At 70.9% G+C, this 12,520-nt stretch carries 11 protein-coding genes; 3 read left to right on the top strand and 8 right to left on the bottom strand.

What is annotated here, in order from left to right:
• Positions 1-38 precede the first annotated feature (38 nt).
• Together DSC45_RS21540 and DSC45_RS21535 are read right to left on the bottom strand one after the other, a co-directional pair.
• A complete protein-coding gene (locus DSC45_RS21540) occupies positions 39-983 on the bottom strand; it encodes a choice-of-anchor P family protein (RefSeq protein WP_119293446.1) in 945 nt (314 codons plus the stop codon).
• A 318-nt stretch (positions 984-1,301) separates the two neighbouring features.
• A complete protein-coding gene (locus DSC45_RS21535) occupies positions 1,302-2,288 on the bottom strand; it encodes an alpha/beta hydrolase (RefSeq protein ID WP_119293444.1) in 987 nt (328 codons plus the stop codon).
• A gap of 217 nt (positions 2,289-2,505) precedes the next feature.
• Between DSC45_RS21535 and DSC45_RS21530 the strand changes: the two genes are divergently transcribed.
• Positions 2,506-3,492 (top strand): ArsR/SmtB family transcription factor, encoded by a 987-nt coding sequence (locus DSC45_RS21530; RefSeq protein ID WP_119293442.1) that lies wholly within the window; start codon positions 2,506-2,508, stop codon positions 3,490-3,492.
• Between the two features lie 19 nt (positions 3,493-3,511).
• On the opposite strand, the gene DSC45_RS36470 is transcribed toward DSC45_RS21530, so the two are convergent.
• The 5 genes from DSC45_RS36470 to DSC45_RS21500 form a co-directional block, all read right to left on the bottom strand.
• On the bottom strand, positions 3,512-4,378 hold the full coding sequence (locus tag DSC45_RS36470) for a PH domain-containing protein (protein WP_240434769.1): 867 nt from the start codon (positions 4,376-4,378) through the stop codon (positions 3,512-3,514).
• A 159-nt stretch (positions 4,379-4,537) separates the two neighbouring features.
• The gene (locus DSC45_RS21515) at positions 4,538-5,170 is read right to left on the bottom strand and encodes a TetR/AcrR family transcriptional regulator (RefSeq protein WP_240434768.1); all 633 of its coding nucleotides are present in this window, start codon (positions 5,168-5,170) and stop codon (positions 4,538-4,540) included.
• A 26-nt stretch (positions 5,171-5,196) separates the two neighbouring features.
• A complete protein-coding gene (locus tag DSC45_RS21510; protein WP_119293436.1) occupies positions 5,197-6,723 on the bottom strand; it encodes an MFS transporter in 1,527 nt (508 codons plus the stop codon).
• 215 nt (positions 6,724-6,938) lie between these two features.
• Positions 6,939-7,589 carry an MBL fold metallo-hydrolase gene (locus DSC45_RS21505; protein ID WP_119293434.1) on the bottom strand — a complete coding sequence of 217 codons (651 nt, stop codon included), beginning with the start codon at positions 7,587-7,589 and terminating at the stop codon, positions 6,939-6,941.
• Positions 7,586-8,671, bottom strand: a complete 1,086-nt coding sequence (locus DSC45_RS21500; RefSeq protein ID WP_119293432.1) for an S-(hydroxymethyl)mycothiol dehydrogenase — start codon at positions 8,669-8,671, stop codon at positions 7,586-7,588. Before DSC45_RS21500 ends, DSC45_RS21505 begins: the two co-directional genes overlap by 4 nt.
• A gap of 352 nt (positions 8,672-9,023) precedes the next feature.
• Here DSC45_RS21500 and DSC45_RS21495 point away from each other — a divergent pair, with 352 nt between their 5' ends.
• Both DSC45_RS21495 and DSC45_RS21490 read left to right on the top strand, forming a co-directional pair.
• Entirely contained in the window at positions 9,024-10,229 is a 1,206-nt protein-coding gene (locus tag DSC45_RS21495; protein WP_119293430.1) for a hypothetical protein, read from the top strand.
• A gap of 116 nt (positions 10,230-10,345) precedes the next feature.
• A complete protein-coding gene (locus tag DSC45_RS21490; protein ID WP_119293428.1) occupies positions 10,346-11,542 on the top strand; it encodes an ABC transporter substrate-binding protein in 1,197 nt (398 codons plus the stop codon).
• An 18-nt stretch (positions 11,543-11,560) separates the two neighbouring features.
• Here the strand turns inward: DSC45_RS21490 and DSC45_RS21485 are convergent, their stop codons facing one another.
• Positions 11,561-12,466: a PrsW family glutamic-type intramembrane protease gene (locus DSC45_RS21485; protein WP_119293426.1), complete on the bottom strand. Its 906-nt coding sequence runs from the start codon at positions 12,464-12,466 to the stop codon at positions 11,561-11,563.
• Between the last annotated feature and the right edge of the window lie 54 nt (positions 12,467-12,520).

Here is a 12,520-nt window from a genome sequence, read left to right as displayed (position 1 = left end):
TCACCAGCCGCTCCGCCCGCCCCGTTCCAGAACCGGCGTCAGTCCTTCTTGCCGTGCTCCTCCGGGATCACGAACCGGACGTGACGGTGGTTGCCGTCGACGGCAACCGTGGCCGAGCAGCGCTGCGCGGGCATGCTGTAGCCGTCGGGGACGTCGGTCACGCAGACCTGGTACGAGCCGGGCTGCAGGTCGTCGAAGGTACAGCTGCCGGTGTTGTTGCCGGTGCAGGACGGCGCGGCAGCGCGGGACTTGAGCGTCTTGAGGTCGTAGGCGACGCCCGCGACCCGGTCGCCGTCCTCGTCCACGGAGGTGGCGGTGATGGCGCCGGTCTTCGGCTGGTCGGCGGTGCCGGCCTTGCAGGTGGCGGAGCCGATGACGAGGTCGCCGGTGACCGGGCCCCCGGCGGCCTTCACATGCAGGGCGTTCACGGTGAGCGAGCCGTCGGCGTTCCTGGTCTGCTCGTTGAGTACGACCTCGCCTGCGTTGGCCGGCAGGGTGACCTTGGTGTTGGGCGCGGGGCTGGCGTCGAGAGCGATCTCGGCGCCCGGCGTGACAGCCTTGGCCGTGCCGTTGACGATGCTCACCGCTCCGGTCGGGGTGCTGCCCGGCTTCGCATCGCAGGTCGTGGTGACGGCGTCCGTGGCCAGTTGGGCGACCGTGAGGTTGAGGTCCGCGCCGGCGATCTTGGACGTGGACTTGGTGGTGCCGGCCTGGTCGTTGCCGGTCGACGTGGTGCTGACGCCCTGCACGGAGCCGACGCCGCCGACGCTCACGTTTGCCACGGTGGCCTCCCCGGGCCCGCCGGGGTAGGCGGTGGGCGCTGCTTCCGCGACGTTGATCGGCCCGAGGGTGGCCTTCACTCCGTACGCCGAGCTCGACCCAGCGGCAGCGTGCGCCATGCCGGCTGCCTGTGCGACCAGGGTCGCGGCGAAGACGGCACCGAGGGCGGCACGACCTGCCACGCCCATCTTGACTGAGGCCATGAGGTTCCTTTCCGAAGGGGGAGCGCGGGCACCGTCGCCCGGTCACCTGCCTGAAAGCCGGGCGGCATGCCCGGCCTGGGCCAGAGGTACCCGGCACACGTCGGACTCGGACACATGTGCAGCCGAACGAAGGGTTTGTTCACCTGTGCGGCCACGCGCCCGTGGGACCGCTTGCGTCCGGACCTGCCCTGTGTTCTGGTCGCGCGTCAGGGACCGTCGCATCGGACGCGCGTGACGTCCCCTCACAGACGTGCGGTGCCGCCCCCTCGCAGGACGACACCGCACTCGTACGGCCGATACGACCGACCGCCGCAAGCCCTACGCCTTGCGCAGCCGTTCGACGATCCCGTCCAGGTCGCGCCGGAACAGCGCGGCACGGAACACGTGCCCGCCGGGCTCCTCGTGCGACTCGTGCGGCAGGCCCGCCTCGTCGAGCTTTGCTCGGAACTCCCGCTGTCCGGCGAGGACTTGAGTCTCATTGACCCAGTCGGCCCAGTTCACCGGATCGGGGCTGGTGCCGGCCACCAGGAAGACGCGCTTGTCGCGATAGCTCGGGATGCGCTCCACCGGGTTGTCGGCACTGACCCGCGCCTCGTCCCACAGCGGAGCGCCGTAGACGGTGCCGCCCGCCAGGTCCGCCGCACCGGCGGAGATGTTCGCCCAGTGCGCCACCAGGCCCGCGTCTCGGCGCAGGCTGGCCGGACCCGAGTGAGCACTCACCGAGGCGAAGTCGCCGTGGTACTTGGCCGCGTACTTCAGTGCGCCGAAGCCGCCCATGGAGAAGCCCGCCACGGCGCGACCGTCGTACTCGGCGTAGGTACGGAAGTTCGCGTCGATCCAGGGCACCAGCTGCTCGATGTGGAAGGTCTCCCAGTCGCGCGGCCCGGAGTTGGACGACACCGGGTTGCTGTACCAGCCGGCGTGCCCGCCGTCCGGCATCACCACGATGACCGGACGTCCGGCCGTCAGCTCGCGGATGCCCATCTTGTCGAACGTCATGAAGTCCTGGTCGAGGCCGCCGCCGTGGAAGAGGTAGACCACGGGGTAACGGCGGCCGGAACCGTAGTCGTCGGGCAGCAGGACGTTGACCGCGGGGTCCCAGCCGATCGCGTCGGTGGCGAAGCGGTAGTACTTCATCCGCGGATCGCTCTCGTTGCTGTCCACGATCCGCAGACCGGCGGCGTCGTCGGCCGCAGCGGCCGACGGGGACCAGGCGAGGGCGCCTGCGCCACCGAGCGCGAGCGCCGCGGTGGCACCGCCCGCGGTCCTGAGCAGGCGGCGGCGGGAGACATGAGGCTGATTCAACTCGACCTCCAGGTAGGGGGGTTGTGTCGATCGCGGGTGCGCGAGTCGGTATGTGCCGGTGTCCGGGCATCCCGGTCTGTCCGCGCGCGCCGCGGGCCGGGTACGGCCGGGTGCGGCGTGCGCGTACCGGATGCTAGGGAGCCGCGCGGAGGGCGCGGGCCGAGGAGTTCGGGCACAGCCGAATTCCCCTTGTGGCGGCGGCAGTTACGCTTCCTTCATGGTCGGCGTGCTACGCATCCACTTCAGCGACCGGGACTTCAGGCACCTGCAACTGGCGCGGTCCGCGGACCCGGTGTGGGAGGCGTTCCTGGCGCTGCACGTGCTGACCACGTCCCCGGCCAGGGTCCCCGTACGCCTGCGCCCGTGGCGTCGGCGCGCCACCGAGCGTCTGCGGGACCCGGAGCTGCGCGGCGCGTGCCGCCTGCTGCACGACCTGGCACCGGCGGACACCCCGTACTTCCCCGACTTCCTGACTCCTGCCGAGTCGGCGGAGGGCATGACCGCGGCGCTGCAGACGCTGCGTGCCACCCCGGGTTCCCGCCTCGAACGTGAACTGCGGGAAGCGGCCAGGTACCGGCCGCTGCCGGGCTGGACCCGTCGGCTCGCCACGGGGGACCGGGACCTGCTCGGCCGGATCGCCGATGCCGTACGGCACTTCCACACCCAGCTCATCGCACCCGACTGGAGCGAGGTGCAGGCCACCGTCGCCGCCGACCGGGAGAGCCGGCTCGAACGGCTCGAGGACGGAATGACCGCGGTGCTCGACACCCTCGACCCGTTCGTCCGGCGGGACTCCGTGCTGAGCGCGCCCTACCCGGTGGACGCCGATCTGTGGCTGCGAGGCCGCGGCGTGCGGCTCATCCCGTCGTTCTTCTGCCACACCGCGCCGATCGCGATCGCCGATCCACGGCTGCCCCCGGTGGTGGTCTATCCGGTCCGTCCGACCGGCGCATCCGTCGCCGCACCGGACGGCCGGGCTGCGGCGCTCGCGGCGTTGCTCGGAGCGGGACGCTCCCGGGTGCTCGGGGCCCTGCCCGCCGCGTCCACCACCGGAGCGCTCGCCCTGCACCTCGGCATGTCCGCGTCCACCGTCAGCGGCCATCTCACCGTGCTGCGCGACTCCGGTCTCGTGCACAGCGAGCGCAGCGGCGTCCATGTGGTGCACCGGGTGACGGCCCGGGGCCGCCACCTCCTCGACGGCTGACCGGCCCGCGCGGAGGATTTCAGTAGGCGGGCGGAACGGGCCCCGTGGGACCGCCCCACTGCTGCTGGCCCCGCTGCTCCTCGCCGACCGCCCGGTGGATCAGCTGCTTGAGGCCTTCGGGGTCCGGCACGTGCTTGAGGGTGAGCATCCCCTGCTCGGAGGCCGACTGGATGGACAGCGTCCCCTCGCGCAGGATGCGCTCCCACAGCGTCGCGCGGAACGCCACGTCGTTCACCCGCACCAGCGGAATGCTGTGGCCGGTCTTGGTGAGGAATCCGCTGCGTACGTAGATCCGCTTCGTACTGACCACGTAGACCGTGCTGCGCCACTTCAGCAGGGGCACCAGCCAGAACCAGATGGAGGCGATCACGCCGAGTGCGAGGACGATGTTGCGCGCGGTGCTGCCCCAGTCGTCGGACGGTACGACCCACAACAGGACGCCCACCACCGCCCAGATGACGACCAGGACGGCGAACTCGCCCACGATCTCGGTCCAGTGCTGGCGCGTCGCATGCACCAGCTGCTCGTCCTCGGCCAGATAGCGCTCAGCGTTCAGCATGGGTCCGATCCTGGCACATCGCGGGGCGCTGTTCACCGTTCCCCCCGCTGCACTTGGGTCCGGTCGGCCGCGCGCGGGTGAGTCCTCGTCCACCTCGTCGTACTTCCCGAGGAAACGCACTGTGCCGCCCTGCTCGGCGCCGGTCGAGGCGGTCTCCCGCATACCGCGGGCGACGAAGTGCACGGCGTCGTACGCCTCCACGGCGAGGGGCGGGACGGCACAGGCCCTGAAGTGCATCCGGTACGCGGCCACGAAGCCCTGTGCGGCGGGCAGTTCGGCCGGAACCGTGTACGCCGTGACCAGCACCCAGCACCCAGCACCCAGCACCCAGCACCCAGCACCCAGCACCCAGCACCCAGCACCCAGCACCCAGCACCCAGCACACCGCCGCAGACCCGGCACGGGAGAGGAAGGCCGGGCCGTGGACCGGCTGCCCGCCCACGGACAAGAGGGCCGCCCGCCGTCGATCCTGCGCACGGCGGCCGGTCAGGTACCGGACCCGGAAGGCGGCCGTTCCTCCGAGGCCTGCGCGGCCGCTTCGAGTACGGCGCCGATCGCCTCGGGGCTCATCGACGCCAGGCCCTCGAACACGTTGCTCGAGCGCAGCGCGATGACACCGACGAGACAGGAGATGAGCACCTCGGCCCGGCCGACCGGATCCTCGTGCCCCTCGTCCGCGAGCCGCTCGGCGAGCGGGGTGATCAGACGGGTGCGCAGTTCACCGGCGGCTGAGGCGCGGACCTCCGGGGCGCTGCTCTGCGACAGGAGTGCCTGGACGAGCGGTCCGGGTGCGCCGCGGCGGTCCGTGCGGTGCAGCGCGTACGCGGTGTACGCGCCGAGGTCACCCGCCTGCACCGGCGCCTCCACCTCGCGGCTGTCCTCGGCGACCGCGGAACGGTAGACGGCTGCCTTGTTACCGAAGTAGCGGGCGATCAACGAGGCGTCTACACCGGCCCGTTCGCCGATCTCCCGCAGCGTCACCTTCTCGTACCCGTGCCGGCCGAAGAGGTCGCGGGCGGCGGCGAGCAGCGCGGCGCGCGTCGCGTCCGCGTCGCGCTTCCTGCGGTGCGAGCGTTCCGCTCCCGAAGCCGAACCCATCGGCCGTCCTTTCTCGTTCATGACCCGCCTGCCGTCCTGAGAGATCATCAGGTGGAGTCACGCCGGACGATACCCGACCCCGATTCGACCGGTGACGGCTCCGTGACCGGCCTCGATGCGGCGACCAAGCCCTCCGGGTCTTCCGGTCCGGTGGTGCGGGTGCGGCGCGGTGGCAGCGCCACGGCCGCGACGACCCCGAGGAACGCGGCGCCGGCGGTCACCAGGAGCGCCACGGTGTACGCGTTGCTGCTGGGTATCTCGCCGCCCGCAGGTGTGTGCGCCAGCATGATCGCCGAGATGGCGGCGCTGCCCACCGAGCCGCCGACCGTCCGCAGTACCTGATTGAAGCTGGTGGCACTGCCCGTCTCGGACGGCGGTACGTGACGCACGATGAGCAGCGGCATCACGGCGTAGGCAGCGCCCACGCCGTTGCCGAGCAGGAAGGTGCCGAGGACGAGGACACCCAGGTGGTCCCGCCAGACGGAGAGCACGACGAGGTCCACACAGACCAGGAGAGTGCCGAGCGGCAGTACACGGTTGAGCCCGATCCGGGACACCAGCGCGGAGGCGGCGCGATTCGCCGTGATGCTGCCGAGGGAGAGCGGCATCAGGATCAGACCGGTGGCGGTGAGGGAGAGCTGAAAGCCGTACCCGGCCTCCTTCGGCACCTGCGTGTACAGATTCACGAGCGACAGCACCCCGTACATGCCTATGCCCATGAGCAGGGCTGTCACGTTCGCGGCGAGGACCGCGCGATTGCGTACGAGGCGGATGTCGACCAGTGGATACCTGGCGCGCAACGCCTGGGCGACCCAGAGCGCGAGCACCGCGGCCCCGCCTGCCAGGCATCCGAGGGTCGCCGGCGCCGACCAGCCCCAGACCGCGCCCTGGCTCAGCGCGAGCAGGATCGCGGCGAGCCCGGTGCACAGGAGGACCGCGCCGGTCGTGTCGAGCGGGCGCCCGGAGACGGACGATCCGGCCGGCACCACCCACGTCACGACGGCGAGCGCCAGCGCGGTCAGCAGCGCCGCGAACCAGAACCCCGCCCGGTAGTCCAGGTGTTGGGCGATCACGCCGGTCACCGGATACCCGAGCCCGGCACCCACGGAGGTGGTGATGGACAGGGAGGCGATCCCGGAACGCATCCGGTCGGCCGGCAGGTGATCGCGTGCGACGGCGATGGCCAGTGGCATCAGCCCCATGCCGAGCCCCTGCAGCGCACGGCCGACGAGCAGCAGCCAGAACTCCGGCGCCACGGCGGCCAGCACACTGCCGAGGAGTACGCCGGCCAGCGCACCCTGGATGGCTCCACGTCTGCGCGGACCGTCGCCGAGCCGGCCGAGCACGGGGCCGGAGATGGCGCCGGCCAGGAGCGTGGCGGTGAGGATCCACTGGGAGGCGCCCAGGGGCACGTGCTGCTCGCGGGCGATGGTCGGCACCATCGGCGCGCCGAGTGTGCTGATCACGGACACCGAAAGGGCCGTGAACATCAGCGACGGGAGCAGTGTCCGGGGGCTACGTGTGCGGCTGCGGCCGCTCTTGCCCGTGGCCGGACTCTCACCTGTGCCGCTCATCTGCCGGGGCCCTCCGATCGCATCTTGTCATCGCCAGATGTCATCGAACGATGACAAGGCTGAACGGTCCAAGATAGTCCCACCGGACCGCCCTGTCAGGACCGCCCCCCCCGCCGCACGCACGCCGGAGGCCGGGCTCTCCTCGGAATTCGTCCCGCTGAGCCCGGCCTCGAGCGCGCGGTGCGAGCCTCGTCACACGCTGCCTCGTGAACGCTTCAGTGACCGCGTGCGATCCACTCGTCGAGGTGCGGAGCCTCGTCACCGATCGTCGTCGAGTCGCCGTGGCCCGTACGGACGACGGTCTCCGGCGGCAGAGTCAGCAGCCGCTCCCGGATCGACTCGATGATCGTCGGGAACGAGGAGAAGGACCGTCCCGTCGCCCCCGGCCCGCCCTGGAACAAGGTGTCGCCGGAGAAGAGCGTGCCGAGCCCCGGCGCGTACAGGCAGACCGCGCCCGGGCTGTGGCCCGGGGTGTGCAGAACCTGCAGTTCGACGCCCCCGACCTGCAGCGACTCGCCGTCGGTCAGTGCCGCGTCGGGCCGCAGTGACGGGTGGCGCTGCTTCCAGAGGTCGTCGTCCGCCGGGTGCAGCAGGACCGGTGCACCGGCGCGCTCGGCGACGTCGGGTGCCGCGTCGATGTGGTCGTCGTGCCCGTGGGTGGAGATGATGCCGAGCAGCCGGCGTCCGCCCACCGCCTGCAGGATCGCGTCCGCGTCGTGCGCCGCGTCGATCACGTAGACCTCGTGGTCGTCACCGACGAGCCAGACGTTGTTGTCCACCTCCCAGGTGCCGCCGTCGAGCGAGAAGGTGCCGGAGGTGACGAGATGGTCGACACGGGCTCCGCCCGCGTTCGGTGCGGTGCTCACAGGACCACCACCGAACGCAGCACCTCGCCGCGCTGCATACGGGCGAAGGCCTCCTCGACGTCGTCGAGGGCGATGGTCTCCGAGACGAAGGCGTCCAGGTCGAGCCGTCCCTGCTGGTACAGGTCGATGAGCATCGGGAAGTCCCGCGACGGCAGACAGTCGCCGTACCAGGACGACTTGAGCGAGCCGCCGCGGCCGAACACGTCCAGGAGCGGAAGTTCGAGCTTCATCTCCGGAGTGGGCACGCCGACGAGGACCACCGTGCCCGCCAAGTCCCGGGCGTAGAAGGCCTGTCGGTACGTCTCCGGGCGGCCGACCGCGTCGATCACCACATCGGCGCCGAAGCCGTCGGTGAGGGCCTGAATGCTCTCGACCACGTCGGCCTTGCTGCCGTCGACCGTGTGGGTGGCGCCGAGCGACTCGGCCTGGGTGAGCTTCTTCGCGTCCAGGTCGACCGCGATGATCTTCGCGGCTCCGGCCAGGCGGGCGCCGGCGATCGCCGCGTTGCCCACGCCGCCGCAGCCGATGACCGCGACGGAGTCGCCACGGCCCACATGGCCGGTGTTGATCGCGGCGCCGAGGCCGGCCATCACGCCGCAGCCGAGCAGTCCGGCGGCGGCCGGCGAGGCCTCGGGGTCGACCTTGGTGCACTGGCCCGCGGCCACCAGCGTCTTCTCCGCGAACGCGCCGATGCCGAGCGCGGGGGAGAGCTTGGTGCCGTCCGCCAGCGTCATCGGCTGCGAGGCGTTGTGAGTGGCGAAGCAGTACCACGGCCTGCCCCGCTTGCAGGCACGGCACTGGCCGCACACAGCACGCCAGTTGAGGATCACGTAGTCACCGGGCGCGACCTCGTCCACACCCTCGCCGACGGACTCCACCACGCCCGCGGCCTCGTGTCCGAGGAGGAAGGGGAACTCGTCGTTGATCCCGCCCTCGCGGTAGTGCAGATCCGTATGACAGACGCCGCAGGCCTGGACCTTGACCACTGCCTCGCCCGGGCCCGGATCGGGGATCACGATGGTCTCGATCCGGACCGGTTCGTTCACCGCGCGCGAGACGACGCCGCGTACTTCCTGTGCCATGGCGTACTGGCCTTCCCTTAGATCGGCACGCACCGTCGCGCACCGGGTGTCCGTTGTACCGCTTCATCCTCCCTGACCTCGGCGCGCGGCGCATCGACTCCGTGCGGGACGGTCGGCGCGCGATGGCCGACGTCAGTCGCTTGACGCCGTGGCCGATTCCGCCCTTCCGTGCCCGGTTGTCGTCGTGTGCCTGCACCCGGCCGGCGCCGGCCGGTGAACTGCCCCGCCGTCTGGCCGTCCTGTGAAGGAATCCGCGCAGTCCGGGCACCGCCGGTTCGCCCGCCGCTCATCCCGTCCACGTCGCGTACGCGTTCACTGGCGCGCGACATCGTCACCGTGGAAAGGACACCGCGTGCACGCCACACTTCGTTCGCTGCGCTCCACCGCCGTCGCCGGGACCGCGCTCCTGGCACTCCTCGCCGCCGCCTCCGCACCCGGCCTCGCGTCCGGCGCGGGCGATTCCGGGGCATCCGACACCGCCGCGGCCTCGGCCGGCGCGGGCGGGAGACCCGAACTCCCGGCTCGTATCGACGGCGGAGCCTGGCCCACCAGCCACGTCCAGGGGGTGACCGTCGACAGGGAACGCGGCTTCGTGTACTGGTCGTTCACGCAGATGCTGGTCAAGACGGATCTCGACGGCAAAGTCGTCGGCACGGTCGAGGGACTCACCGGACACCTCGGCGACATCGACCGGAACGACCGCGACGGCCGGGTCTACGGCTCGCTCGAGTACAAGGCCGAGGAATCGTTCTACATCGCCGTCTTCGACGTCGACCGTATCGACCGGGTCGGTATGAACGCCGAGACCGACGGTGTGATGACCGCGGTCCATCTGAACGAGGTCGCCGAGGACTTCACCGCCGACATGGACGGCGACGGGGTCTTCGACGGCGATGTCGCGGACACCGCGGACCACCGCTACGGCTGCAGCGGAATCGACGGCGTCTCCTTCGGCCCCGAGTTCGGCAGGCGAGGCGGCGAGCAGCAGCTCAAGGTCGCCTACGGCGTCTACTCCCACACCGGCCGCACCGACAACGACCACCAGGTGATCCTGGCGTACGACACCGCCGACTGGCGCAAGTACGAGCGGCCGCTCTCGCAGTCCACCCCGCATCACAGCGGCCCGAAGCGCCACGACGGCAAGTACTTCGTCCGCACCGGCAACACCACGTACGGCGTGCAGAACCTCCAGTACGACCCGTACACCGAGAACTGGATCATGGCCGTCTACCAGGGCGAGAAGGAGGGTTTCCCCAACTACTCGTTCTTCACCGTCGACGGGACCGAGAGGCCGGTGCGCGGCGAGATCACCGGACAGCCCGAGCCGGAGACCGGCAAGCTGCTCGAGCTCCGCGAGGCAGGTCTGCGCGACGAGGCGACCGGCATCCGCGGCTGGGAGTTCCACGGCAGTCTCGGGTTCGACGCGCTGGGTGACGGCCGCTACTACGTGGCCGAGGGCCGGGCCGTCGAGGAGGACGGCGTCGAGAAGCAGCACGGCGAGGTCCGCCTGCACCGCTGGACCGGCAGGACTCCGACCCCCTTCGAGCCGCTCGGCTGACCGGCGCCGGCCGCTCCCGACTCCGGCGGCCGCGCTGGACAACGTGTCCGCGCAACCCGCGGCGGCTCGACGCACCGTCCATTGTCCGGCGTTGCCCGGCCGGGCATGCTGCGGTGATGCGAGCCCACCACGGGAGCAGCCCGTCCCCGCCGTCCCGCCGATCCGTGCTGCGTGCACTCGGCGGGGGAGCGGCGCTCGGCGCCCTCGCCGGATGCGGGGTCCCCGCCGCGTACGTCCCCGCATCCGAGCGGGCCGCCGCCGACCTCTCCGCACGCGACCGGCAACTCACCTTCGCCAACTGGCCGTTGTACATCGACACGGACGACGACGACACGTCCCGCCGGCCGACTCTGGACGCCTTCACCCGGCGTACCGGGATCGGTGTCCGGTACACCGAGGAGATCAACGACAACGACGAGTTCTTCGGGAAGATCAGCCCGGCCCTGATGAACGGCCAGGCGACCGGCCGTGACCTCATCGTCGTCAGCGACTGGATGTGCGCACGCTTCGTCCGCCTCGGGTGGGTCCAGGAGATGGACCGGTCCCGGCAGCCGAACGTCGCCAAGTACCTCGACCCGCTGCTGCGTTCACCCCACTTCGACCGCGGACGCCGCTCCACCGTGCCCTGGCAGTCCGGGATCACCGGCATCGCGTACAACAAGGCGAAGATCGGCCGCGAACTGCACAGCGTGTCGGACCTGTGGGCCGACGACCTGCGCGGCCGGGTCACCCTGCTCTCCGGGCTCGACGAAGCCTTCGCGCTCCTGATGCAGGGCGAAGGGGCGGACATCACCCGCTGGAACACCGACGACTTCCACCGGATCTGCGACCGCGTGGAGAAGCTGGTCGCCGCCCGGCACATCCGCCGCTTCACCGGCAACGACTACATCAAGGACCTGGAGACCGGCGACGTACTGGCCTGCCAGGCCTACAGCGGCGACGTCATCCAACTCCAGGCGGACAAGCCCGAGATCGAGTTCCTCGTCCCCGAAGAGGGCGCCGAACTCTGGTCGGAATCCCTGATGATCCCCAACCTCGCCAGCCACAAGCGCAACGCCGAGCGCCTCGTGGACCACTACTACGACCCCGAGGTCGCAGCCGGCCTCGCCGCCTGGGTCAACTACGTCTGCCCGGTACCCGCCGCACGCGACGTCCTCGCCTCCAGCAAGGACGAGGAGACCGCAGCCCTCGCGGAGGACCCGCTGATCTTCCCCGACGACGCCATGCGTGCCCGCCTCGCCATCGCCCGCGACATCACCGACGAGGAACGTCCCGAACTGTCCGAGCGGTGGAACGGGATCGCCGGAGTGTGAGAGGCGCGGGCCGTCCGGTCAGGCCGGCGTGCGCGTCTGCGGCGCGGCCGGCAGGACGGGGAGTGTCAGGTCGCGGGTGAGCCGTCGGTAGAGCACGTAACTGACCACCGACACCAGCAGGTACAGCAGGTGTGCGACCCCGGGGACGTCGTGCATGACCAGGAGGCCGTCGTTGGCCGAGTGCAGGATGCAGACGAGGACGAAGACGCCGAGGATCCCGGGCGTCACGACCACCTTGCCCCGGCGCTCCCACACCGCGAACGCGGCCGCGCAGATCGCTCCGGTCCACACCAGGTGACTGAACGGTGTCGTCAGACCGCGCATCAGCAGGATGCCGTCGGCGGCGAAGACGTTGTCGTGGTGCATGTTGGAGAACGCGTACGACACGGATTCCAGTACGGCGAAGCCGGTGGCCACCATCAGGCCGGCCATGACCCCGGCGCGCTTGCTGATCACCTTGCCCGTCAGGGCCATCACGAGCACGGGGACGAGCTTCGCCGGTTCCTCGATGAAGCCGACCCGCAGGATCTCCACGCTGTCGTCGACACCGATCAGCAGGGCGTCGTAGAACCCGCCGAGCAGCAGGGCGACGCCGCCGCCGAACAGGCCTGCGCCCATCAGGGTCAAGGCGGGGGCGCTGGTGGCGATGCCGGTGCGGTGGTGGGTGGCGACGAGAAGGGCGACCGGCCCTGCCGCCGCCCCGTAGAAGAACGACGCGGGGACCACCGCGACGTTCCCGGTCCCCTTCGCCACCAGGGCGAACGCGAGGGAGAGCAGCAGCATGAGCAGCCAGACGTGGAACCATCGACTGCGCAGGAAGGACGGTCGGCGACGTCGAGGTGACTCGTCCGGTGCTGCGGATGCCGGTCGCGGGGGCCGTCGGGGTTCCCACTCGGATCGGTGATCGTCCGGTTTGCGGGCCATGGCCTTGCCCCCTTCGGGTGGGTGCGCTCCGCGGTTGTGGCGCGGTCTGCACGG

It is taken from the genome of Streptomyces sp. YIM 130001, from assembly GCF_003574445.1.
Taxonomy (GTDB): domain Bacteria; phylum Actinomycetota; class Actinomycetes; order Streptomycetales; family Streptomycetaceae; genus Streptomyces.
Note: the sequence above shows the minus strand (reverse complement) of the source record. Positions and strands in the feature narration are given on the sequence as shown.